This is a genomic window from Nocardia sp. NPDC049935 (assembly GCF_055586645.1).
On record NZ_JBVJHV010000004.1, the window covers coordinates 209,667 to 232,271 of the forward strand.

Annotated in this window: 24 protein-coding genes; 12 read left to right on the top strand and 12 right to left on the bottom strand. The window is 69.5% G+C overall.

What is annotated here, in order from left to right; translation table 11 throughout:
• Positions 1–72: 72 nt before the first annotated feature.
• The 3 genes from ACZ6SF_RS17685 to ACZ6SF_RS17695 all read left to right on the top strand — a co-directional run bounded on the left by ACZ6SF_RS17685 (position 73) and on the right by ACZ6SF_RS17695 (position 2,775).
• A complete protein-coding gene (locus tag ACZ6SF_RS17685) occupies positions 73–879 on the top strand; it encodes an SDR family oxidoreductase (protein ID WP_466063210.1) in 807 nt (268 codons plus the stop codon).
• Positions 880–888: 9 nt separating this feature from the next.
• Positions 889–2,037: an isochorismate synthase gene (locus ACZ6SF_RS17690; RefSeq protein ID WP_466063211.1), complete on the top strand. Its 1,149-nt coding sequence runs from the start codon at positions 889–891 to the stop codon at positions 2,035–2,037.
• Between the two features lie 81 nt (positions 2,038–2,118).
• Complete coding sequence (locus ACZ6SF_RS17695) at positions 2,119–2,775, top strand: isochorismatase family protein (RefSeq protein WP_466063212.1); 657 nt, start codon at positions 2,119–2,121, stop codon at positions 2,773–2,775.
• Positions 2,776–2,829: 54 nt separating this feature from the next.
• Here ACZ6SF_RS17695 and ACZ6SF_RS17700 read toward each other — a convergent pair whose 3' ends face one another.
• The 4 genes from ACZ6SF_RS17700 to ACZ6SF_RS17715 form a co-directional block, all read right to left on the bottom strand.
• Entirely contained in the window at positions 2,830–4,851 is a 2,022-nt protein-coding gene (locus ACZ6SF_RS17700; RefSeq protein WP_466063213.1) for a 5-oxoprolinase/urea amidolyase family protein, read from the bottom strand.
• The gene (locus ACZ6SF_RS17705) at positions 4,848–5,468 is read right to left on the bottom strand and encodes an urea amidolyase associated protein UAAP2 (protein WP_466063214.1); all 621 of its coding nucleotides are present in this window, start codon (positions 5,466–5,468) and stop codon (positions 4,848–4,850) included. The genes ACZ6SF_RS17700 and ACZ6SF_RS17705 overlap by 4 nt, the downstream gene beginning before the upstream one ends.
• Positions 5,465–6,214: a DUF1989 domain-containing protein gene (locus ACZ6SF_RS17710; RefSeq protein ID WP_466063215.1), complete on the bottom strand. Its 750-nt coding sequence runs from the start codon at positions 6,212–6,214 to the stop codon at positions 5,465–5,467. Before ACZ6SF_RS17710 ends, ACZ6SF_RS17705 begins: the two co-directional genes overlap by 4 nt.
• Before the next feature lie 69 nt (positions 6,215–6,283).
• The gene (locus tag ACZ6SF_RS17715) at positions 6,284–7,816 is read right to left on the bottom strand and encodes a high affinity choline transporter 1 (protein WP_466063216.1); all 1,533 of its coding nucleotides are present in this window, start codon (positions 7,814–7,816) and stop codon (positions 6,284–6,286) included.
• A gap of 184 nt (positions 7,817–8,000) precedes the next feature.
• Between ACZ6SF_RS17715 and ACZ6SF_RS17720 the strand changes: the two genes are divergently transcribed.
• Positions 8,001–8,666, top strand: a complete 666-nt coding sequence (locus ACZ6SF_RS17720; protein WP_466063217.1) for a TetR/AcrR family transcriptional regulator — start codon at positions 8,001–8,003, stop codon at positions 8,664–8,666.
• A gap of 92 nt (positions 8,667–8,758) precedes the next feature.
• Positions 8,759–9,547 carry an acyl-CoA thioesterase domain-containing protein gene (locus ACZ6SF_RS17725; RefSeq protein WP_466063218.1) on the top strand — a complete coding sequence of 263 codons (789 nt, stop codon included), beginning with the start codon at positions 8,759–8,761 and terminating at the stop codon, positions 9,545–9,547.
• Here ACZ6SF_RS17725 and ACZ6SF_RS17730 read toward each other — a convergent pair.
• Positions 9,541–10,011: a MarR family winged helix-turn-helix transcriptional regulator gene (locus ACZ6SF_RS17730; protein WP_466063219.1), complete on the bottom strand. Its 471-nt coding sequence runs from the start codon at positions 10,009–10,011 to the stop codon at positions 9,541–9,543. The two genes, ACZ6SF_RS17725 and ACZ6SF_RS17730, sit on opposite strands and share 7 nt — an antisense overlap.
• Before the next feature lie 156 nt (positions 10,012–10,167).
• Positions 10,168–11,190, bottom strand: coding sequence for an NAD-dependent epimerase/dehydratase family protein (locus tag ACZ6SF_RS17735; protein WP_466063220.1), 1,023 nt, complete (start codon positions 11,188–11,190; stop codon positions 10,168–10,170).
• A gap of 339 nt (positions 11,191–11,529) precedes the next feature.
• On the opposite strand from ACZ6SF_RS17735, the gene ACZ6SF_RS17740 reads away from it, so the two are divergent.
• A complete protein-coding gene (locus ACZ6SF_RS17740; RefSeq protein WP_466063221.1) occupies positions 11,530–13,260 on the top strand; it encodes a BCCT family transporter in 1,731 nt (576 codons plus the stop codon).
• Positions 13,261–13,311: 51 nt separating this feature from the next.
• Here ACZ6SF_RS17740 and ACZ6SF_RS17745 read toward each other — a convergent pair whose 3' ends face one another.
• On the bottom strand, positions 13,312–13,551 hold the full coding sequence (locus ACZ6SF_RS17745) for a DUF6374 family protein (protein ID WP_466063222.1): 240 nt from the start codon (positions 13,549–13,551) through the stop codon (positions 13,312–13,314).
• A 77-nt stretch (positions 13,552–13,628) separates the two neighbouring features.
• Positions 13,629–14,255 (bottom strand): TetR/AcrR family transcriptional regulator, encoded by a 627-nt coding sequence (locus ACZ6SF_RS17750; protein ID WP_466063223.1) that lies wholly within the window; start codon positions 14,253–14,255, stop codon positions 13,629–13,631.
• Between the two features lie 155 nt (positions 14,256–14,410).
• On the opposite strand from ACZ6SF_RS17750, the gene abc-f reads away from it, so the two are divergent.
• The 3 genes from abc-f to ACZ6SF_RS17765 all read left to right on the top strand — a co-directional run bounded on the left by abc-f (position 14,411) and on the right by ACZ6SF_RS17765 (position 17,209).
• On the top strand, positions 14,411–16,021 hold the full coding sequence (gene abc-f / locus ACZ6SF_RS17755; protein WP_466063224.1) for a ribosomal protection-like ABC-F family protein: 1,611 nt from the start codon (positions 14,411–14,413) through the stop codon (positions 16,019–16,021).
• Positions 16,022–16,102: 81 nt separating this feature from the next.
• A complete protein-coding gene (locus ACZ6SF_RS17760; RefSeq protein ID WP_466063611.1) occupies positions 16,103–16,711 on the top strand; it encodes a CatB-related O-acetyltransferase in 609 nt (202 codons plus the stop codon).
• A gap of 18 nt (positions 16,712–16,729) precedes the next feature.
• A complete protein-coding gene (locus ACZ6SF_RS17765) occupies positions 16,730–17,209 on the top strand; it encodes a MerR family transcriptional regulator (protein WP_466063225.1) in 480 nt (159 codons plus the stop codon).
• A gap of 16 nt (positions 17,210–17,225) precedes the next feature.
• Here ACZ6SF_RS17765 and ACZ6SF_RS17770 read toward each other — a convergent pair whose 3' ends face one another.
• A complete protein-coding gene (locus tag ACZ6SF_RS17770) occupies positions 17,226–17,501 on the bottom strand; it encodes a hypothetical protein (RefSeq protein ID WP_030524066.1) in 276 nt (91 codons plus the stop codon).
• Between the two features lie 102 nt (positions 17,502–17,603).
• Positions 17,604–17,747, bottom strand: a complete 144-nt coding sequence (locus ACZ6SF_RS17775; protein WP_466063226.1) for a hypothetical protein — start codon at positions 17,745–17,747, stop codon at positions 17,604–17,606.
• Here ACZ6SF_RS17775 and ACZ6SF_RS17780 point away from each other — a divergent pair.
• Entirely contained in the window at positions 17,746–18,015 is a 270-nt protein-coding gene (locus ACZ6SF_RS17780) for a hypothetical protein (protein ID WP_357427186.1), read from the top strand. The genes ACZ6SF_RS17775 and ACZ6SF_RS17780 overlap by 2 nt on opposite strands.
• Positions 18,016–18,109: 94 nt before the next feature.
• Entirely contained in the window at positions 18,110–19,561 is a 1,452-nt protein-coding gene (locus ACZ6SF_RS17785) for a DUF1254 domain-containing protein (protein WP_466063227.1), read from the top strand.
• 10 nt (positions 19,562–19,571) lie between these two features.
• On the opposite strand, the gene ACZ6SF_RS17790 is transcribed toward ACZ6SF_RS17785, so the two are convergent.
• A complete protein-coding gene (locus tag ACZ6SF_RS17790; protein ID WP_466063228.1) occupies positions 19,572–21,626 on the bottom strand; it encodes a TerD family protein in 2,055 nt (684 codons plus the stop codon).
• Between ACZ6SF_RS17790 and ACZ6SF_RS17795 the strand changes: the two genes are divergently transcribed.
• A complete protein-coding gene (locus ACZ6SF_RS17795; RefSeq protein ID WP_466063230.1) occupies positions 21,625–22,125 on the top strand; it encodes a hypothetical protein in 501 nt (166 codons plus the stop codon). The genes ACZ6SF_RS17790 and ACZ6SF_RS17795 overlap by 2 nt on opposite strands.
• 12 nt (positions 22,126–22,137) lie before the next feature.
• On the opposite strand, the gene ACZ6SF_RS17800 is transcribed toward ACZ6SF_RS17795, so the two are convergent.
• Positions 22,138–22,527: a hypothetical protein gene (locus ACZ6SF_RS17800; RefSeq protein ID WP_466063231.1), complete on the bottom strand. Its 390-nt coding sequence runs from the start codon at positions 22,525–22,527 to the stop codon at positions 22,138–22,140.
• Positions 22,528–22,605 lie beyond the last annotated feature (78 nt).

Sequence of the window (22,605 nt, forward strand, 5' to 3'; positions counted from 1 at the left end):
CGATCGGCGATCTTGTTCGATATCACACCGTAACGCTAGCTTTACGATGTAACTTCAGGTTAGGCTAACCTAATGGGCACGAAGCAATGGGGCGAAGGGGTCATCGTCACCGGAGCCGCCGGGGGGATCGGCGCGGCAATCGCCACCGACCTCGCGGCAGACTCCCCACTCGTCTCGCTGTGGGACCGCGACACCCGGGTTCACGACACCGCCGACCGGATCGGCCGGCAGCACGAGAACACCCGGACCCGGGCCACCACCATCGATCTCACGGATGCGGCGGCGGTCGCGCGGGCCTTCGACAAGTACCTCGCCGAGTTCGGCGCACCCCGTGTGGTGGTGCACGCCGCGGGGGCGATGATCGGCGGTTCCGCGCTGGACACCCCGGCCGAGGAATGGGTGGCCTGCCTCGCCGTGAACGCGAGCGCCGCGGTGTACGTCGCCCAGCGGGCGGCCCGTGAGATGGTCGCCGCGGGTGGCGGCTCGATCGTCGTGGTCTCGTCGAACTCCGCCACGGTGCCGCGGGTGAACCTCGCGCCCTACGGCGCGGCGAAAGCGGCCGCCACCGCCTACGCGCGGTCGCTGGCGCTGCAGGTCGCCCCGCACGGTGTCCGGGTGAACGTGGTCTCCCCGGGCTCGACCGACACCCCCATGCTGCGCGGAATGTACGCGGACTCCGGCGACCACGGACTCGGTGCGGACGCCCGGACGAGCCTGCTCGACGGCGATCCCGAGAACTACCGGCTGGGCATCCCACTGCGGCGGATCGCCGAACCGGCCGATATCGCCGCCACGGTCCGCTTCCTGGTTTCCGACGCCGCGCGCCACATCACCATGCACGATCTGCGGGTCGATGGCGGCGCAACGCTGGATATGTGACACGAGAGGATGATCATCATCAACGCCGAGTATTCCGCGGACACCGCGGATCCCGCCTTTGTCCTGTCCCGGCCGCAACGCACCGTGACCGCGTCGGCCGGGGGCCGTGTCTTCCACAGCGCAGCCGTTGCCGTCGCCCAACTCCGCGCCCGCCGGGTCACCCATATCGTCGGCGCGCTCCCGTTCACGCCCGGCGCCCCCGCCGCGCTGTGGGCGCCGGACACCGTCTCGGTGACCGACGGCCCCCGCACGCCGCGTCCGGTGACCGCGCCCGAGATCGCGGTCACCGAGCAACTGCCCGAACCGGAGGAGCACGTCCGCCGGGTCGCCTCGGCGGTCCGCCTGCTCGCCGATCCGGCCCATCCGCTGCGCAAGGTGGTACTGGCCCGCCGGTTGCGGGCCCGGGCCGATCGGGCGGTGCGCGCCGCCGATCTGCTGGACCTGCTGGTCTCCACCGATCCCGCGGGTAACGGCTACCTGGTCGACCTGTCCGCCGCGGGCGGCGTCTACACCGGACGCCACCTGGTGGGTTCGAGCCCGGAGATCCTGGTGCGGCGGATCGGGTCCGAGGTCACCAGTCATCCGCTCGCGGGTTCCGCGCGACGTGTTCCCGAGGATCCGGTGGCCGACCGGATCGCCGCCGAGTCCCTGCTGGGCTCGGCCAAGGATCAGCACGAGCACGGCTACGTGGTCGACCATGTGGCGAGCGTGCTGCGCGACCGCTGCACCGATGTACACACCCCGGCCACCCCGGATCTCACCGAGACCCCGGCCATGTGGCATCTGGGCACCACGATCGGTGCGACGGTATCGGCGGCGGGCCCCTCCGCGCTGGAACTGGCCGCGGCCCTGCATCCCACCCCGGCCATCTGCGGTACGCCCACGGCGGCGGCCGCCCGGCTGATCGCCGAACTCGAGGGCGAGCGCGGTTTCTACGCGGGCGCGGTCGGCTGGTGCGACGCCGACGGCAACGGTGAATGGATGGTCAGCATCCGCTGCGCGGAACTGGCCGCCGACAACAAGACCCTACTGGCGTACGCGGGCGGCGGCATCGTCGCCGAATCCGATCCCGGCGACGAACTGGCCGAGACCACCGGCAAACTCCAGCGCGTCCTCGGCCCGCTCGGTGTGGCCGGCCGGCCCGCCGCCGTGCCCTGACCTCGAACACATCGCTACTGCGCCCGGGCCCGCCGGTTGTCCAGAAGACCGGTGGGCCACAACAGATGAGGAGTCCTGGCCATGCCTATGCAGCCGATCGCACCGTACGCGATGCCGTCGCTGGACGAGGAGATCACCAACCGGGTGTCCTGGAGACTCGACCCCGACAGATGCGCTCTGCTCATCCACGATATGCAGAACTACTTCCTCACCGCCTACCAGCAGGATCAGGAACCGGCGCGGACGATGATCGCCAATATCGATCGTCTGCGCACCCTGTGCCACGATCTGGGTATCCCGGTGATCTACAGCATGCAGCCGGGCGATCAGCATCCCGACCGGCGTGGGCTGCTCGCCGATTTCTGGGGCACCGGAATGTCGGACGGGCCCGATACCGAGGTCATCGCCGAACTGAAGCCCGAAGAGCACGATATCCAGGTCACCAAATGGCGGTACTCGGCGTTCCAGCGCACGGATCTGCGCCAGCTGCTGGGCTACCGCAACCGTGATCAGCTGGTGGTCACCGGCGTCTACGCGCATATGGGCTGCATGCTCAGTGCCGCGGAAGCGTTCATGAACGATATCCACGCGTTCCTGGCACACGACGCCGTCGCCGATTTCAGCCGCGAAGAGCATTCGATCGCGCTCAAGTACACCGCCCGCCGCTGCGGCATGGTGCTGAGTACCGAACAGATGCTCGAGCAGTTGCAGTCCACCCCGGTGCGCTCGGGGGCCTGAACACGGCGTCGGTGCGCCCGGATTCCGCCGGGCGCACCGGCCGGGTCGACGTGTTCAGCCCGCCGGCGCGCGGTCGGTCAATTCACCGGAGCGACGCCAGGATTCGCGTTCCGCCGCGAACGCGGCATTCTGGCGCGCCCGGAAGGTCTCGATGGATCCGGCGTTGTCGTCCAGGAAGCGGCGGTGCTCCGCCAGCCGGAATTCGCCGGGGGTCGTGCGCAGTTCGCCACGACCGGCCGCGAAATCGGCCCGCAGCTCCAGGAGTTCGGCGGCCTCCACCGGATACCAGCGGATACGGTCGAAGAACCGCAGCAGCCAGGGGGTCTCGGTATCGGTGCGCCGGCTCCACACCTGGGTGGTGCGGCCGACGAACTGGTAACCGCCCGGGCCCTCCATCCCGTAGATGCAGAGATACGCGCCGCCGATCCCGACGGCGTTCTCCGGAGTCCAGGTGCGGGCCGGGTTGTACTTGGTGGTGACGAGCCGGTGCCGGGGATCGGTCGGGGTCGCCAGCGGTGCGCCCAGATACACATCCCCGAGCCCGAGGACCAGATACTCGGCCGCGAACACCGTATCGAAAACGTCGTCGACGCTGTCCAATCCGTTCATCCGCCGGATGAATTCGATATTCCACGGGCACCACGGGGCGTCGGCGCGCACCCCGTGCATATACCGGGTGATCGCTTCCCGGGTGGCGGGATCGTCCCACGACAGCGGCAGATCCACCGTCCGGCTGGGTACCACGAGATCATCGGCGGCCGGGAGTTCACCTTCGGCCTCGACCAGCAGGTCCAGGGCCGCCGCGGTGCGCAGGGCCGCCGGATCCAGGCGGATCTGCAGGGAGCGCACACCGGGGGTCATCTCGGTGATACCGCGTTCGCGGCCCGCGAGCAGGCGTTCGTGCAGGGCGTGCACCCGGGCCCGCAATTCGAGATCCAAGGTCATCTCGCCGTATTCGACGAGGATGCCGTCGTCACCGGCCCGCCGGTAGGTGACGGCCGTACCGTCGGCGGTCTCACCGCGCCGCAGCACGCCGTCGTCGCCGTCGCCGCCGGAGGACAGCACCACCGGCCAGTCCGCCCGCCGGGCCGCACCGAGTTCGCCCGGTGAGGCGCTGCGATCGGCCCGGACGGCCACGAAACGGACCGTGTCGCCGGGGCACAACTGGCCGAGTTTCCACAGCTCGGCGGCGGTCACGGTCACCGGGCAGACGAATCCGCCCAGACTGGGCCCGTCGGGGCCGAGCAGGATCGGGGTGTCACCGGTGAAATCCAGTGCGCCGACGGTATAGGCGGTGTCGTGGATATTCGACGGATGCAGCCCGGCCTCGCCGCCGTCGTCGCGGGCCCAGCGGGGTTTGGGCCCGATCAGCCGGACCCCGGTGCGGTCGGAGTTGAAATGCACCTCGTAGTCGGTGTCCAGCAGGGTGTCGATATCGGCGCGGGTGAAGAACTCCGGCGCCCCGTGCGGGCCCTCGGTGACGGCCAGCTGCCACCGCCGGGTGAGTACCGGCTGCTCCCCGCCGGGTACCGGTCCGGTGGGCGGTCCGGCGGCGGGGTCCACCGGCAGGGCGTCGCCGGCGGCGAGCGCGCGGCCCTGCACCCCGCCGAACCGGCCGAGGGTGAAGGTGGCCGCGCTGCCGAGATACGCGGGCAGCCGCAGCCCGCCCGATACCAGTACGTAGCAGCGCATACCGGGCCCGCGCACGGTCCCGATATCGAGGGTCGCGCCCGCGGGTACCAGGATCGGGCGCCACATCGCGGCCGGGCGGCCGGCCACCGTGACCTCGACCGGCGCCCCGGTGACGCAGACCCAGGTGGGTTCGGCGAACCGCAACGCCGGACCCGCCATGGTGCACTCCAGCCCGGCCGCGCCCTCGGGGTTGCCCAGTGCGCGGTTGCCGAGCCGGAAGGACAGATCGTCCATGGGCCCCGACGGCGGCACCCCGACGTGCCAGTACCCGGTGCGGCCCGGCCAGTCCTGCACGGTGGTGAGCAGACCGGGCCGGACAACGGTGACCCGCGGGTCGGCGGGCGTTTCCGGTGTGCGCTGCGGCGCCGCCGCCGGGGCGGTCATCGCGTCACCACCATGCGCACCGGGGTGGGGTCGAAACCGTTGCAGGGGTTGTTGATCTGCGGGCAGTTCGATACCAGCACCAGGGTGTCGATCTCCGCGCGCAGCGAGACCGTCTTCCCCGGCGCGGACAGCCCGTCCACGATGCCCAGCGTGCCGTCGGCATCCACCGGCACGTTCATGAACCAGTTGATATTGGACACCAGGTCGCGTTTGCCCATACCCCATTTCGCCGCCTCGAAGAGGAAGTTCTCCACGCAGGCGTGCTGGTGGCGGGTGTGCTGTCCGTAGCGCAGGGTGTTCGACTCCTGTGAGCAGGCGCCCGCGACGGTGTCGTGGTTGCCGACCTCGTCGGCGACGACCGTCATCAGTTCGGTGCCCGCATCGGTGCGCAGCACACTGCCCGTGGTGAGGAAGATATTGCGCTGCGCGGTGACGGTGGCCTGCGCGCTGTAGCGGTCGGTGTGGTCGGCGGCCGAATACAGCAGGCAGTCGACGGCCTGGTTACCGTGCAGGTCGATGATGTCGAGACGTTCTCCGGCCCGGACGATCGCCGACCACGGCGCGCGGGCCGGCACGGTTTCGTCGAGGACCACGGTCGCGGTCGCGGCGTTGCTCATATCCACTCCTGTCGAGTCCGGGCGGCCGACCAGGCCTGTTCGGTGTTGTCCACGGCGCGCCGGTATTCCGGATCGCGGTTGAGCGCGGTCACATCGAGGTGATCGCCCGGCCAGGCCACCAGGTCGAGGTCGGTGACCGGGGCGTCGTCGAGGGGATGGGCGGTATTGACCACCAGCACCGTGACCGGCAACTGGATCAGCAGTTCGAGGTAGCTGCCCGCCCCGGCGGATCCGGTCGCCGTGAGGGCGCCGTCGCCGCCGACGCGCACACCGCGGAACAGCGAGAGGGTCGCCCCGATATCGCGGGTGGTGAGGTCGTATTTCATGGCCGCCCGCGCCAGGAGTTCGCGGCCCTGCGGTCCGGCGCCGCACAGCGCGTCGTGACGGCCCGAGGTATCGGCGGCCACCGTGGCCAGCACCCGGCCCTGGTCGGACAGCAGCGGATGCCCGTCGCCCAGGTAGGCCTGCCACGGCACCTTGACGGTATCGGCGATGTTCAGTCGCTCCCACGGCGCCTCGGCGCGCAGCAGGTACAGATGGGCGCAGGCCGCGCCGTGCGGGTCCGCGATCCGTAGCCGGGTGCCGCGACCCAGCACGGTGCCGATATAACCCTCGGCCGGCAGGCGCACGGTCCAGGTGGTGTCGGCGGCGTCGACACCTTCGGGCAGATCCGGTTCGGCGGTGGCCGTGGCCTGGGCGCGGGCGTGTTCGCGGGCGCCGGCCGTCGAGGCGGTGGTGGATGTCATCGTCTTTCCTTGCTCGTCGGTGGGCAGGACTTGCCGTGGCGGGCTTTTCGAGCCGTCGGCGCGGATCGGTCAGCCGTGCTGCGGGATGGGTTCCGGCGTCGGGGCCGGCGCGGGAGTCGCGGGTTCCGTTGCGGCGGAATCGACGGTCGTGGGCTTCGGGGTGGCGGCTTCCTCCTCGGCGGGCCGTGGCCGCTGCACCGCCAGGACCACCAGGAAGGCGACCAGCGAGGCGAGGAAGCCCAGGAAGGTGGGCCAGCCGTCGAATCCGGGACCGATCAGCGAATTGTCGATGTAGAGCACGGTGTTGGGGACGCCGTACATGGTCGGGGTGAGGGCGAACAGCACCAGCCGGACGCCGAGCCCGACCACCATCGCCGCCACCGCCGCCGCCGTACTGATCCGCCGGGTGAGGTGGGCGGCCACGAACGGCACGATCAGCCCGGCCAGCATCAGGTCGAAGGCGAGGGTGAGCAGGATGCCGGTCTGCGGGACCTCGACCGCGAAGAAGATCGCGACCGCCGCGACCGGAATCATGGTGAGCCGGACATCGCGCAGCAGGGTGTCGCGCCCGGCGGCATCGGTGCGTTCGGTGCGGCCGGCGATATTGCGGGTGGCCACGGCGGCGGTCCCGAGGATGGCGCCGTTGGCGGTGGAACAGGACGCGGCGACGATCGCCGAGAGCACCAGGATCGCCAGTCCGGCGGGTGCGTGCTCGTCGAGCAGGGCCAGCAGCCGCGGGCCGCCCTCGGCATCGACGATATCGGTGGTGGCCAGGGCGACCAGGGCATACGGGATGCCGACGATCGCGGTACCGGCGGCGCCGGCGAAACAGGCGCGCCGGGCGGTCTCGGGGGAGCGGGCGGAGAAGATGCGCTGCATGAAATCTATGGCGACGATATCGCCGATACCGAGGGCGATGAGTGTGGCCCAGTTGATGGCCGCGCCCTCGGAGGTGTTGCTCAGCTGGCCGAGATCGAAGGGGCCCATCCCGTCGGGAATGTGGATCCCGTAGGTCGATCCCACCCAGATCAGCAGCGCGAGCGAGCCGATGATCGTGATCACCATCTGGGCCAGCGCGGTGTAGGCGTCACTGAACATTCCGCCGGTGACGGTGTAGGTGAGCACGATCGCCACGATGAGCAGAACGCCCGCGGTATAGGGGACACCGAGGAAGCGTTCGAACAGGTATCCGCCCGCGACCAGGTTGCCCGCCAGCAGAATGCAGAAGCTGAAGATCATGAGGATGGAGGCGGTCAGTTCCACGCCGCGTCCGTATTTGATCCGGTAGAAGTCCGGCAGCGTCAGCAGGCCCATCCGGTTCATCGGCTTGGCGAAGAAGATCCCGGTGAGCAGTAGGCACAGGCCCAGACCCAGCGGTAGCGAGGCGCCCGCCCAGAAACCCAGGGACCCGGACAGATCCGTATTGCCCAGGGTGGCATTGGAATCGACGGCCTGACCCATGAGCCCCGCCGCGACCAGCGGTAGGCCCAGGGATCTGCCGGCGACGAGGAAGTTGACGCTGTCGCCGTCCACTTTGCGCGAAACCAGCAGGCCGATACCGATTACCGCGAGCACGCTGATCGCGATTCCGAGAATGATCATGGCCGAGGCCCTTCGATCCGATACGAATATCTATCGACTGAAAGTTTTCCTGGACGGCGAGACGTCGTGGTGACGGTGATGTATCCGTATCGGGATCGCGCGTAACGTCTGCGTTGCCGATATTTCTGTCAAGTGACAGAAATATCTCCGAGGGCTCGCCGGCGTCGTCGGGAAGAATGGGCGTATGACCCAACTCGGTCCGGGCCGGCCGCGCTTAGAGCCGCGGCGCCGTCAGGGGCACACGCCGCGTGCCGAAATCCTCGACGCCGCCGCCGAACTCTTCACCACCAGGGGTTACGGCAACACCTCCACCCGGGCGATCGCCGAGGCGGTGGGTATTCGTCAGGCCTCGCTGTACCACCATTTCGCGGCCAAGGACGATATCCTCGACGCCCTGCTCGGTGAGACCATCGCGGCGGCGGTGGAACTCGCCGGACTCCTGCGCGACCGCCCGGAACCGGCCGCGGTCCGGTTGTACGCGCTGGCCCGCTTCGATCTGGAGCAACTGTGCGCCGCGCGATGGAATATCGGAGCCCTCTACTTCCTGCCGGAGCTGCGCGGCGACCGGTTCGCGCGGTTCCGGTTGCGCCGCGATCACCTGCGGGAGGGGTACGAGGCGCTGGCGGCGCGGACGGTGGCCGAGGCGGGCCCGGCCGGGGTCCGGGGTGCCGAGGTGCTGCCGTTCCGTCTGGTGGAGACCGTGATCAATATCCGCAGCGATCAGGGTGGAGTATCCGCCGAGGCGCAGCGGGTGATCGCCGATGCCGGGTTGCGGGCGCTGGGCTGGCAAGGCGACCTCGGCGTCCTCGCCGCCGAGGCGGAGACGCTGACCGGACTCATCCGTGCCTAGCGAATATCCGGGCAGGTGGACACCTCGGTGGGCTCGCGAAACTAGAACGTGTTGTAATTCACGGGCGGGTTCGCGTGAGAGGAGTCGGGACCGTGTTCGCGTTCTTCACCAGGGAGGGTGAGCAGTACCTGCCCACCCCGATAGCCATGTCGAGTTGGAGCCCGACCCAGGTCAGTGGGCCCGCTGTCTGCGGTCTGCTGGCCCGTGAACTCGATACCCGGTCGCCCGGACCGGAATTCGTCCCGGCCCGATTCACCGTCGACCTGTTCCGGCCCGTCGTCGACGAGCCCGCCACCTTGCGCAGCGCGGTGGTGCGTGAGGGTAAGCGGATCTGTGTGGCCGACGCCGAATTGATACAACGCGGGGAGGTGCACTCCCGGGCGACCGTGGTGTACCTGCGCACCGGTGAGGCGCCCGAGGGGCAGTTGTGGCAGCCCGAGCGTTACCTCCCGGTCCCCGACGCTCCCGATACCTCGGAAACCGGTGCGCATCCGCTGTTCAAGAGCGGAGACGGGGAGTGGACCAAGGATTTCGCCGCCACCCAGAACGGCGAGCGCAAGGCGATGTGGCAGAACATGCTGCCGGTGGTCGCGGGGGAGATCGCGACACCCTTCCAGCGCGCCGGGATGGCGGCCGACGCGGCGAGCCTCATGTCGAATTGGGGGACCGCGGGCGTCGGCTATATCAACTCGGATGTCACCCTGACCCTGGCCCGGCTGCCCGAGGGATTCGGAATCGGCATGATCGCGCGGGATCACATCTCGGCCGCGGGAATCTCGGCCGGCGCCGTCACGCTCTACGACCGGTCCGGGCCGCTCGGTTCGGCGGTGGTGACGGCGCTGTCCAACGCGCGGCGTCAGGTCGATATGGGGCGCTACTGACCCCGGGGCGAGGCGGGGGAGGGTCGTGGCCACGGCCGCGCCTCCCGGACCTCCAGATCGGTGTTGAAGCGCTGTAGATAGGCCGCGAAGGTCTGCACGTCCTCGGCGCTCCACTCGTGCAGTACCCGGTCCAGGGCGCTCACGTAGTAGTCCCGGTCGGCGCGGACCCGCCGCTCGCCCTCCTCGGTGATGCGGAACTTGCGTGCCACCCCGCCGCCGGGGTCCGGAATGCGCTCGACCAGATCGGCTTTCATCATGGCCGCGGTCTGCCGGTGCACGGTCGAGGCGTCCAGCCCGAACGCGTCGCTGAGTTCGCCGATCGACATGGGGCCTTCGATTCCGAGGCGGCGGAGCACCAGGTAGGCGCTGCGTTCGAGATGGTCGGGCCGGCGCAGGTGGGCATTGAGGCTGTGCCGGCCCAGCAGCATGGTCTCGAATTCGATGCGCTCGGTGTGCTTGTCCATGGCGGGTGTCCTGCTCGTTTCGTCTACCCGGACGGCCCGCGGACCGTCCCGCGAGTCGTTATACCATGCACCCGGAACTGTGTTGCATCCTACACATTATATGTATGGTGCAAAACATAGGCGGCAGGTGCCGACGCGGGTCGCGGACCGCCGTGATCAGTTCCCGTGGCCGGTCGCCGCACGCCGCCGGGCCCGGCGTTCCACGAAGAACTCCGCGGCCCGGGCCACCGCGTCGAGCACGGGTTCGGGTTTCCAGCCGAGTTCCCGTTCGGCCTTGCCGTGGTTCATCCGCGACATCACATGCATGAGATTCACCGAGGTCGGCGTGAATTGCGTATCCCGCCCGCGCATTCGCGCGGCGGCGGTGACCAGCCCGGCGGCCGGATACAGCAGCGGCAGTGGGACGGCCACGCGCGGCGGTGTGCGGCCGACCGCCTCCGCGGCGGCGGTGAGCAGTTCGGCGCTGGTGACGAAGCGGTCCGACACGATATAGCGTTCACCGGCGCGGCCGTGCTCACCCGCCAGGATCAGCGCCCGCGCGGCATCGTCGATACCCACCGACTCCGCACCGGTACCGGCGAATCGGAACGGCAGCACCCCCAGCGCGGCGGCGGCGACGAACGAACCGTGCGGTGTGGGCTGCCAGTCGCCGGGGCCGTAGGTGTTGGCCACGCACAGCGCCACGGCCGGCAGGCCGCGTTCGGCGGCGTAACGCAGCACCAGATTCTCCGCGGCCACGCGCGACCGCACGTACGGGCCGCCCAGGCGCGGCCAGTCGAAAACGGCGGTCTCGTCGGCGACCCCGCCCGGCCGGCGGCCGATGGTGGCGGCCGAACTGGTGAAGACGAACCGGTGCAGGTCGGCGCCGAGGGCGGCGTCGAGCACATGGCGCAGACCGGCGATATTGGTCCGGAACAGCGGTTCGGGATCGCGGAGCCACGCCCGGGTGTCCACCGCGCAGTGATACACCACATCGCATCCGCGCATGGCGGCGCGTACGGCGTCGTCGTCGAACAGATCGCCGTAGTGGAACTCGACGGGCAAATCCGCGAGCGCGCGGATATCGCTGGTGTGCCGCACCATGACCCGTACCCGGTCGCCGCGGTCCACGAGCAACCGGGTGAGTCGCGACCCCAGGAATCCGCTGGCTCCGACCACCAGTTTCGCCGGTTGTGCCATTCGGCTCGCCTCCTGTTCCGCGGGGTCCGGGTACGAGTCTCGCAAGCCCGGCGGGATGCGGTCCACGGAATCGAACAAATAACCGGACAATAGTTCGGACAGTAGTCCCGCAAGGTGGCTCCGGTCTCGGCGCGCGGCGGCCGACAGCCCCGTCGTGAAGCGGCGCGCCGACCGGCGGTTCGGTGTTCGGCGCGTCGGCTCCGGGTGGGCGGGGTACGGTTTTTCCCGGAACATCCCGTTCGGTGGCGTTGCCGCGATACGCCGAGTAGTCGGATACCGGCTGGTCCTCGCAGGTCGCGATGCCTCACCGGGCACAGTGCGATCTGAAAGGACTCGTCCATGGCGATCGACACCGGCGGCGGAACCGTGACACGTGACAACGGCCTGCCGGGCGGAGCAGGAGGCAGACGGACGGGGCGCGGCCTCGACCGGCTGGTCTTCGGTATCACCTCGATCGGGGCGGTGGCCTTCGTCCTGTGGGGGATCATCGACCAGGAGAGCCTGGCCCGGGTGGCCTCCAACGCCCAGTCCTGGGTGATCGCCAATACCGGCTGGATGTTCGTCCTGGTCGCGACCTCGTTCGTCGTCTACGTGGTGTGGCTGGCGCTGAGCCGCTACGGCAAGATCCCGCTCGGCGCCGACGACGAGACGCCGGAGTTCCGGACGGTGTCCTGGATCGCCATGATGTTCAGCGCCGGTATGGGTATCGGCCTGATGTTCTGGGGCGTCGCCGAACCACTCACCCATTTCACCTCCCCGCCCCCGGGCACCGCCGAGGCCGGTAGTCCGCAGGCGGCCGAGGTCGCGATGGAGACCACGCTGTTCCACTGGACGCTGCATCCGTGGGCCATCTACGCGGTCGCCGGTCTCGCCATCGCCTACAGCACCTTCCGGCGCGGACGCTCGCAGCTGTTCTCCTCGGTGTTCCGTCCGCTGCTCGGGCGCAACGCGGACGGCGTGGGCGGTAAGGCGATCGACATCATGGCGATTTTCGCGACCCTGTTCGGGTCGGCCGCCTCGCTCGGGCTCGGGGCGCTGCAGATCGGCGCCGGGTTCGAGTTCAACGGCTGGGTGGACGCCGTCGGCAAGGTCGGGCTGGTGCTGGTGATCACCGGACTCACCATCGCGTTCGTCCTGTCCGCGGTGTCCGGTGTCGCGCGCGGAATCCAGTGGCTGTCCAATATCAATATGGTGCTCGCGGTGGTGCTGGCGATCTTCGTCTTCGTCGCCGGACCCACCCTGTTCATGCTGAACTTCCTGCCCACCGCGCTCGGTGACTACATCGCCGACCTGCCCACCATGGCCTCGCGCACCGGTATCGCCGGTGGCGAGGAGATGGAGAAGTGGCTGTCGGTGTGGACGATCTTCTACTGGGCGTGGTGGATCTCGTGGACCCCCTTCGTCGGGATGTTCATCGCCCGGATCAGCCGGGGCCGCACCATCCGTCAGTTCGTGGCGGGTGTGCTGCTGGTGCCCAGCCTGGTGAGCCTGGTGTGGTTCGTGATCTTCGGCGGCGCGGCCATCCGGCAGCAGACCGATACCCACGACCTCACCGAGGCCGACGGCAGTGTGAATCCCGATTTCGCGCTGTTCCACCTGCTCGACGAGTATCCGCTGACCTCGATCACCACCGTGCTGGTGATGATCCTGGTGGGTATCTTCTTCGTCTCCGGCGCGGACGCGGCCTCGATCGTGATGGGCACGCTGTCCGAGCGCGGCAGTATCGAACCGTCCCGGCTCACCGTCATCTTCTGGGGCACGGCCACCGGCGCCGTCGCGGCGATCATGCTGGTGATCGCCGATTCCGACGATCTGGGCGGGGCGCTCACCGGGCTACAGGCGCTCACCACGGTGGTCTCGCTGCCGTTCATGGTCGTGATGGTGATGATGTGCGTTTCGCTGTATCGCGATGTGCGCAGCGATCCGATCATCGTGCGCGCCAACCTGGGCGTGGAACTGGTGGAAGGCGCGGTGCTGCAGGGTGTGGAGCGGCACGAGGGCGAATTCGAACTCGTCACCTCGCCGATCGAACCGATCGACGAGGACGACGAGACGGTGCCACGCGACTGAGCCCGTATCGCCTGCGAACCGGTCCATCCGCACCGCGCGGATGGACCGGTTTCAGTAGCGGCGACCCCGGAAATCGAGACAGGCCCGGCCGGGTGCGGCCGGGGGCTGCGGCCGCGGCGCGCGGTTCTGCGTGGCCTCGATGTAGATGGTCAGGCCGGCGCTCAGTTTGCCGGCCAGGGCCTCGAGCTGGTCGGGGGTGAGGGACTCGCCGAAGGCCGCCGCGGCGAGAAGTCGTTCCCGTACCTGTTCGAGATTGAGCCGGGCGAACGGGATGGGGGCGAGTTCGGGCATGGAGGTACCGTACCCGAGTTCGAACATATTTTCGATAGCCGAGACAGGGCTTCCGGCGGCTCGGGGCGTGTGTCCGGTCAGTGGTGAGGCGGGACGGTGAAGGCGCCGGCTCGCGCGGCCAGGGCGGCGGTTGCGGCCGCTCGATCCGGGAGCCGTGGGTCCGGTGGGGTCCGCAGTAACGCCAGTTCGTGGTACACCGGTGCGGTCGCGGCGATCAGTAGTGCGCGGGCGTCGACCGGCGGTGTGAGTTCGCCGCGCCGGATCGCGCGGTCGACGACGATCCCGGACTGGGTGTAGCGGTCCTCCCACAGCCGCCGCAAAGCCCGGGCGGCCTCCTCCGAGCGGAAGGAGACCGCGATCAGCGCGGCCGCGATCGACGGCCGCTCGGTCAGCGAATCCTGGATCTCGTGGTTGAGCGCCGCCAGATCGCCGCGCAGTGACCCGGTGTCGCGGGGGTGCCAGTCGATATCGGCGGCGGCCGATATGACATCGGTGATGAGGCCGCCGACATCGTGCCAGCGGCGGTACACCGTGGTCCGGTGCACTCCGGCGCGCGCGGCGACCGCATCCACGGTGAGGGCGTCGTAGCCGTGTTCGGTGAGTTCGGCGTGGACGGCCTCGAGTACCTGGGCGCGGATTCGGGCGGTCCGCCCGCCCGGGCGGGGCGCCGGGTGGGGGGTGTCGTCCGGGGAGTGGGAGGTCATGGTCGGAGATCCTGTTGCTCGCGGCGGTGCGGTGTGGCACCATGCTAATGCAACAGTCGTCGCACTAGTGAGGTAGCCGATGCTCATTCGAAGCGTTCCCGCAGTCCTGCGGTCCATCGCGGCCGCGCCGTACTCGAATGCTTCGGAGAGTGTCCATGCCCACCCAGATCACCGCGCTCGCGGTCGGCAAATCCTTCAACGGCCGGCCGGTACTCGATGAGGTGACCTGTTCGCTCGCCGCGGGCGAGCGCACCGGGATCATCGGTGAGAACGGATCCGGTAAATCCACCCTGCTGCGCCTGTTCGCCGGCCGTGAGCGGCCCGATCGCGGCGAGATCGTCGTCCGGGCCGACGGCGGAATCGGCTATCTCGCCCAGGATGAGCACCTGCCACCCGAGATGACCGTGCAGCAGGTCGTCGACCGGGCACTGGGTGAACTGCGCGCGCTGGAGAACCGGATGCGCCTGCTGGAGGCCGCGATGGCCGCCGGTGACGAATCCGCGCCGGCCGAATACGGCGAGCTGACGGCAGTATTCGAACTACGCGGCGGTTACGACGCCGACGCCCGGGTCGAACGGGCCCTGCACGGTTTGGGCCTGGGGCTGGTGGCCCGTGACCGTACGGTCGGCGGACTCTCCGGCGGCGAACAGGTCCGGTTACGGCTGGCCGCGGTATTGGCCGCCGGCCCCGAGGTGCTGCTGCTGGACGAACCGACCAACCACCTCGACGACGAGGCACTGACCTGGCTGGAAAACCATCTGCGGACCCGTCGCGGAACCACGGTGACGGTCTCGCACGACCGGGTGTTCCTCGAACGGGTGGCGACCTCGCTGCTGGAGGTCGACGCGGACCGGCGGCGCATCGTCCGATACGGCAACGGCTACAACGGTTTCCGCGCCGAGAAGGCCGCGGCCCGGCAGCGCTGGGTGCAGGCCCACGCGCAGTGGGAGGCCGATATCGACCGGCTCCGCGACACCGCCGCCACCACGGCGCGCCGCGTCGCGCCCGGCCGGGCGATGAAGGACAACAACAAGATGGCCTACGACCGGGCGGGCGGCCGCGTGCAGCAATCGCTGGCCGGGCGGGTCCGCAATGCCGAGGAACGACTGCGGCGCCTGCTCGCCGATCCGGTTCCGCGACCTCCGGAACCTTTGCGTTTCACACCGGCACTACGCACCGGGAAAGCCGGCGGCGTCGTGCTCGACGCCCGCGATATCGCCGTCGAAGGCCGGCTCGCGCCGACGAGTATCACGCTCGCCCCGGGAGACCGCGTGCTGATCACCGGACCCAACGGCGCGGGCAAGACCAGCCTGCTGCGGGTGCTCGCCGGTGCCCTCGCGCCCGGGCACGGCGTCGTCACCCGGCGCGGGCGGGTCGGATACCTCGCCCAGGAACCGCCGCCGGCCGAACCGGGCCAGACCTTGCAGGAGGCTTTCGCGCGCGGCCGGCCCGGTGATATCGAAGGGCATACCGAACAACTGCTCTCGCTCGGGCTGTTCACCCGCGCACAGCTCACCGCCCGGGTCGCGGAAATGTCCACCGGGCAGCGGCAGCGGCTCGCCCTGGCGCGGCTGGTCCGCGAACCGTGGGAGGTGCTGCTGCTCGACGAACCCACCAACCATCTCGCACCGGAACTCGTGGAGGAACTGGAGACAGCGCTGTCCGATTACCCCGGCGCACTCGTCGTCGTCAGCCACGACCGCCGGCTGCGGGCACGCTGGCACGGCGCGCGCCTCGAGATGCGCGCACCCGCACCGGCCCGCTGAGATCCGCCGCCCTCCGTCCCGCATCCGAAGGAGCCCATCGTGCCCGACCTCGTCCCCGCCGATCCCACTGTCGTGCACCCGATGCCCGGACAACCCCGGGTGGTGCTGTTGAAACCTCTTGTCACCTCACCGTTGATCGAGGTCGGCGAGTTCTCCTACTACGACGACCCCGACGACGCGACCGCGTTCGAAACCCGCAATGTGCTGTACCACTACGGACCGGAGAAGCTGATCATCGGCAAATTCTGCGCGCTGGGCACCGGGGTGCGGTTCATCATGAACGGCGCGAACCACCGGATGGACGGCCCGTCGACCTTTCCGTTCCCCACCATGGGCGGATCCTGGTCGGAGCATTTCGATCTGCTCGCCGACCTGCCGAACCGTGGTGACACCGTGGTCGGCAACGACGTCTGGTTCGGCTACGGGACGACGGTGCTGCCCGGAGTCCGGATCGGCCACGGCGCGATCATCGGGGCCGGGTCCGTGGTCACCGCCGATGTGCCCGATTACGGCATCGTCGGCGGTAATCCGGCCCGGCTGATCCGCACCCGCTACGCCGAGCCGGATATCGCGCGGTTGCTGGCGGTGGCGTGGTGGGACTGGTCGCCGGAAGATATTACGGCCCATATCCGCAGCATCATGTCCGGTACGGTGGCCGACCTCGAGGCTGCGATCGCGGGGCCGCGATGAGCTGTCAAACTGGATCGTATGACGAACGCCGCTCAGGACGACGTAGAGCACGAAGGCCGGACCGTAGGTGTGACAGCAGCGCTGCTGGGGGTTACCGTGCGGGCTCTGTACCACTGGGACGAGATCGGGCTGGTTCGCGCCTCCGCGCGGACCACCGCGGGCTACCGGCTCTACACCGGTTCCGATATCGCCAGGGCGCGGCGCGTGCTCGTGTACCGGGAACTGGGAGTGGCGCTCGACGAGATCGGTGAGCTGCTCGACGCTCCCGCCTCGGCGATCGATTCGCTGCGCCGTCAGCGGGACCGGGTCCGCGCGTACGCCGCGCGGCTGAACCGGACCGCCGAGGGGCTGGACCGGCTGATCGCGGCCCGGGAGGAGGGCATCCTGCTCTCGGACGAGGAAGAGGCCGAGATCTTCGGAGATCACTGGGAACCCGAAGATCTCGCCGAGGAGGCGCGGGGCCACGGGGGTGATCCGTCCGGGCCGGCCTGGAACTGATCGCCGCGGCGGACGCTCAGCCGATGACGGCGTTCATGATGGTGCCGGCGCTGGTCGCGATGACACCGCCGATCATGGCTCCGGCCACCATCTTCGGTGATTCCAGACCGCCGCCGGACCATTTCTCCCAGGCGAATTTGCCACCGGCGTAGATGATCGCGCAGATCCCGGCCAGCAGGACGAACCAGGTGAGGTACCGGACCAGTTGCAGGAATTTATCGGAGATGGGCGGAGCTTCGGGGGTGGGGTTGCCGATTTGCGCCAGCGTATCGGTCACGGCGGCCAGTATCATCTCGCAGCTCACTTGGGTGTTCGGGGCGGGCGGGAACGCACTCGCATCGTAACCGCTCGCCGGGACGGTCGCAGTAATCCCAGCTCCGGGCCGGGATTCGGGTCACCAGCGGTTATAGCGTGAAAGCCGCTGCGCGGCAAGAACTTGCGTCGCGGCGGTACCGGTCTGGATGATGGAGGGGGGCCGTGCGCCCCTGAGGTTGTCGGCGAGGGAGCAGACGGTGAGCATCATCGCGGCGTCATTCATGGACGCAGTTTCGGTATACGCACAGGTCACGGATCCCACCCCGGAGCCGCCGCCGCTGGCGGACAAGATCATGCAGTTCGTCCGGTACGCGACCTGGCTGGCCATTCTTTCCGGAATCGTCAGCATCGTCTACGCGGGCGGGCGATTCGCCTGGGAGAAATGGTCCGGCAGTGGTCTGCAGTCACCGAAGATGGTGGCCGGGGCCATGATCGGCGGTGTGGTCGCCACCAGCGCGGGCACCATCATGAATACCGTGCTGGAGATCTGAGAACGGCCGCGCCGACCGCGTCGGCAACCTTTCGGCTACCCTGGGCGTATCCTGCGATCAGTCCTTCGATACGCGATGATCAGGGAGTATGCCAATGGGCGAGGCCCGGGCCGCGGCAACCGGTGATCTGCTACGAGCGCTGGAAGCCGACCGCCTCCGATTGACCCGGCGTTCGATGCTGGGTCTGCTCGCGATGGCGGGGCTGACGGCCTGCGGGAGCGGCGAGGACGACAGCGATATCCCGCCGTCGGGAACGCCGGCCGATCGTCGCGCGGTGGCCACCGACGCCTATGTCTTCGGATATCCGCTGATCCTGCTGGCCATGATCCGCGGCCGGGCGCTCGAATACGCGGCCGCCAATCGCTTCCAGCACACCTCGTCGCTACCCGCCGCCAGCCAGCGCACCGTCCCCCGGATCGACCTGGACAACCTGTACTCGGTGGGCTGGCTGGACCTGCGGGACGAACCGGTCCTGTTCCGGGTACCCGAGATCGAGGACCGCCGCTGGGCGATGCAGGTTCTGGACGCCTGGACCAATACGGTTTCCTCGCCGACGATCGTGGATCCGGGGGCCGGACCGGACGCGAAAGCGCCGTTCACCTACGCCGTGACCGGACCGGGCTGGTCGGGGACACTGCCGGACGGCGTCGTGGAGATCCGCGTCCCCACCGCCGATGCCTGGTTGTACGGGCGAATAGAGGTACGCGGGCCGTCCGATGTGCCCGCGGTGCGGCGAATCCAGTCGGAATTGCGGCTCTCGCCGCTCAGCGCGTGGAATACCCCGGCGGCCTCGGAATCCGATTCGATCCCGGAGAACCAGGATTGGTCGGAGTCGGCGACCCAGGACAGGGTCGAACAGATGCCCGTCCGCGAATTCTACGAGCAGTTGTGCGACCTGATGGTGGACAATCCGCCCGCGCCGGAGGACGAACCGGCGCTGCGCCGTTTCGCGACGATCGGGATCCGGCCCGGAGGCGAGCCGCAGGGAGTGAGTACCGGTGAGCTGGGCGCCGGCGCCGATGCCGCCCGGAAGCGGATCATCGCCTACGTGGACCCGGGCAGCCAGCTGCGCAACGGCTGGGTACTCGATACCAATGTGGGCAGATACGGCACCAACTATCTGCTCCGCGCGACCACCGCCTACCGGGGTATCGGGGCGAACCTGGCCGTCGTGATCGTGTATCCGGCGCTGTTCGACGAGGCCGACGACAACGGCATGCCGTTGGATTTCGTCCTCCGGTTCGAACCCGGGCAGACTCCGCCGGTGGCCACCTTCTGGTCACTCACCGCCTACGACTCGCAGGGATTCCTGGTGCAGAACCCGGCCGGAATCCAGTCCGTCGGCCATTGGGAGGCGCCGCAACTCGCACCGGACGGCTCACTGGAGATCGCGGTGCAGGCCGCTGATCCGGGGTCCCGGGTACCGCGGACCAACTGGCTGCCGATCCCGGAGCAGGGGCAATTCTCCCTGCTGCTGCGCATGTACAACCCGGACGAACGAGTGCTCGACGGGCAGTGGTCCCCGCCGCCCCTGGTACCGCGCTGACCTCACCCGCTCAGATGTTCGCGCCCTTGTCGCGGTTACAGCCGCGGCACAGGATCTGCAGGTTCGCCGCGCTGGTGGCGCCGCCGCGGCTGAGCGGGATGATGTGGTCGAACTCCAGGTAGTGGCTCTCCCCGCATTCCACACAGCGCCCGCCGTCACGCTGCCACACCTGCGCCTTCACCTCCTGCGGGATACTGCGCGAATCCCGCTGCCCGGGGGCCAGCACCAGCCGTTTGGCGATCCGAAGCGCGCCTTCCAGCGCGGCGGCGAGGTAATCCGGATCGGCGGCGGCGAACAGGGCGCCGCCGCGCGCCGAGGTCGCCGCGACCACGACCGTGCCGTGCTCGGCCGATACCGAGACGATTCGCGACCACGGGATCTCCACCCCGGCGCCCGGGCCGACGAACCGTAGCTTCTTCGTGCTCACGATCAACCGGCCGTCGGTGTGTTTGGGCCCGCGGGCCAGCTCCCGGATATGGGTGGCGTCGATATCGAGGTAGACCAGTTCCTCGGCGTCCAGATGTAGATCCGGGGTGTGAATCGAGGGCAGCTCGCCTTCACGCAGGCGTGAGAGCTCCCGGCCGCGCGCCATCCGTGCCCGCAGCTCGTCGATCATCGGGCCGCGCAGGCCCAGTTCGGAGATCGCGTACTCGACCTCGTCGAATTCCTCGGCCGAGATCTGCCCGTCGGCGAAGGCGAAGGCCACCCGTCGCTCCACATACTGCAGGGCTTCCGGTTGCAGGGCGGCGCGGGCGGCCGCGGCGTCGATCCGCTGATAGCGCAGCGACGCCCACAACTCCGCCCAGTCGGCGCCGTGTGGACCCGGCCCGCCGAGTATCCGCGCCGCGCGAGTATGCCAGTGGACGAGGAATTCCTCGGTCTCCGCGGCGCAGGTCGCGCAGGGGTGGTGCCCGCCGAACATCCGCCGCCGGCGGCGCGCGCCGCACCGATCGCAATCGTGGGGATGCGGCCGCGCCGACGGCCGGGATTCGGCGGTCCATCGATCGCCGTCCCACCACCGCAGCACAGTGGGATCCTCGGGGTCGCGGTACCAGTCGGCGCGCCCGGAGCCCGGCGGCGGCGGCGGGAGCGGCGCCGGTTGCGATCCGGTGACCCGTCGCAGCGATACCGTGCCCGGTGTCCGCCGGGCCGGGATCTCACCGGCGAAACGATCCCAGGGTGCGGCCTGGACCGGGACTCCGGGCGCTTCGTCGAGTCGGTAGTGCGCGTTGCCGGGATGCATCTCGGCGTGCTGCCGTGCGGGCTCGGCCACCGGCCCCGGCCGTTCGGTCGCAGGGGCGGCGGCCCCCTGCCGGGGGTCGCGGGCCGGCTCGCCGCCACGCGCCGGCCCGGTCAGCACGGCGGTTTCGTTATCCGGGGCTCCCGGTGCGTCCTCCCGCACTCCGTGCCCGTTCGCTCGCGGCCGCCCGGGGGGCGCGCCGGCGCGCCGGGCGGCCGCCGGCGAATCGGATTCGTCCTCCACCTCGATCCCGAATTCGGTGATCAGGCCCGCCATTCCGGTGGCCCAGCCCTGGCCGACCGCCCGGAATCGCCAGCCACCGTCCCGGCGGTAGAACTCGCCGAACATCATGGCCGATACCGATTCCGAATCGGCGACGGTGTACACCGCGACCGGCCCGTCGACCGCGTGCACGGTGACGCGGAGGTCGCCGACCTGGGCGAAGGTCGCCTCCTCCAGTGATCCCGACACCACGATCCGGTCCACCTCGGATTCGGTGCGCGGCAGCGAGACGCTCAGCCGCGCCGTACCCGGCGCCGGATCCTGGTCGAGGGTCACGGCCTGCGAGATATGGCGCGGCGCGTTGTAGAACACGAGATCCCGGTCGCCCCGTACCGACCCGTCCGCGTCCAGCAGCAGGGCGTGCGCGTCCACCGCATGTTCGGACCGCCAGGAAATCACCACGGCCAGAAGAGATGTCGGTATCGGCGTATGGGCGCCCTTGCTCAGTTCCATCGCCGTCGAACTATGCCATGTGGCGCCGACACGCCCGCAGGCGCGCAGGTCATCGCATTGTTCGAGGTGGATGCGGCAGAGTTGTGCCATGACCGATCCGGGGCAGCCGGGAGCGAAACGTCCGGCGGGCAGATCGGGCGCGCGGCGCGTGCCCACGCCCGCCGATGTCCTCGCCGCCGCCCAGTCCGCGGTGGACGCCGCGCAATCGGCGGCGGGGCAGGCGCTCGAGGCCGCCCAGCTGACGGCCGGGACGGCCTTCGATACGGCGGTGCGGCTGCCGCCGGCCTCGGCGCAACTCGCGGCGCAGCTGCCCGATCTGCTCGACAATCTCGCCACCGCCATCGACCGGCTCAACGCCACGGTCGACCGCCTCGATCGCACGCTGGCCCTGGCCGACCCCGCCTTCGCCGCCTACGACCGGTTGCTGCCCCGGCTGGAGGCGCTGATCGCGCTGGGGGAGGACCTGTTCGGCGCACTGTCCCGGCTTCCCGGGGTGGGCCGGCTGGGCCGCATGGCCGGTCTGTCGGCGCCGGAACCGCCCGCCCCGGATCCGGACCCGCCTCGCAAACGCCCCCGCCGCCGGTCGTGACGGCACGAGGGGTCAGCGCGGATCGAGCGTGCTGCCGTTGTACGGGGTGTCGTGGGACGTGCCGTCGTGCACCGGCCGGACCCGCACCTGTTCGTCGTCGAAGGTGATCTGCGCGTTCCTGCTGGCGCTGAGCAGGATCAGCACCAGCTGATCGGCGATCCGCTCGGCGATCTCGCCGGTCGGATAGCGTCCGAGCACCCGGATACTCGGCCCCACCGTGCCGGTGCCGCGGTCGTAGTCCCAATTCCCGCTGCCGGTGGTCACCGCGAGCCGGGCGACCACCTCGACGGCACCCGACCCGTCGTTCGGCCCGCGCTCACGCACCGGTTCGGCGCCGATCTCGATGATCTGGTCGGCCCGAAGCCAGTTCCCGCCATGTGTTTTCACCCAGAGCTGTGCCATCGCTCCATTGTCGCGCCGTTCGCCGTATCGAGCCGCGCGTTTACGCCCCCGGTTCGCGACCGGCGGGCGCGGTCGTGC